At 44.5% G+C, this 740-nt stretch carries 1 pseudogene; it reads right to left on the reverse strand.

Features of this window, described 5'->3' with window-relative positions:
• Positions 1 to 740, reverse strand: a pseudogene (locus R8O11_RS27285) (cellulose synthase); the annotation flags it as partial.

Consider the following 740-nt stretch of genomic DNA (forward strand, 5'->3'; position numbering starts at 1 on the left):
CATTGCTATAGACATGCTATTGCGAAACGCTAATGCGTCGGCATCAGGCATCGCACCCAACAACTGATTTAGCGCATTAGCGTCATTTCGATAGCCTTGTTGGTTAAACACCGCGGCCACTGTCATCAACTGTGCCGCAGTTAAGCTATCGCGCTTTTTATTCAAAATGAGGTGCATATCGTGATACGTCGCTTCATCTCCAGTCAAAGCACTGGCTTGCAACATGCCAATTTCTGCTTGAGTTTTAAATGGCTCAGGCTTTAAAGAAACTTGTTCATACAAATCCAACGCAAGCTTAGGCTGTTGATTAACAAGCATCAGATCCGCTTGACTCAACAGTCGACGGGTTTTGAGTTCATCAAACTGTAATGCTTCCGAAGCACTTAAATCTTGTGTTGCGGAGTTTAATGCTGAGCTCGCATACCAACGATCAAAATCTTCAAAGTGATTCAAGCTTACCATCATGCTGCCGTAAGCCAGTTTGTCATCGGTTGACCAATCTTCTGAAAGCGAAATGTTTTGGAAAATCCTCTCAGCTTCCTTAACTTCATCAATGTCTAACCACGCACTCACTAGACGAGCGAGCGGTTGAATTTGACCTTGATAATCCGACTCTAGCGCACGTAATGTCGCCATTACTGATTCGGGAGAAGCTAAGTAACGCGTTTGAATGTCTCTCAACTGAGCATCAAGCTTCAAGCGGGTTAAATTGCGCTGCATTGCGTCTGTCATGTCATGTT

The sequence above is a fragment of the Vibrio sp. 1288 genome (assembly GCF_033344475.1).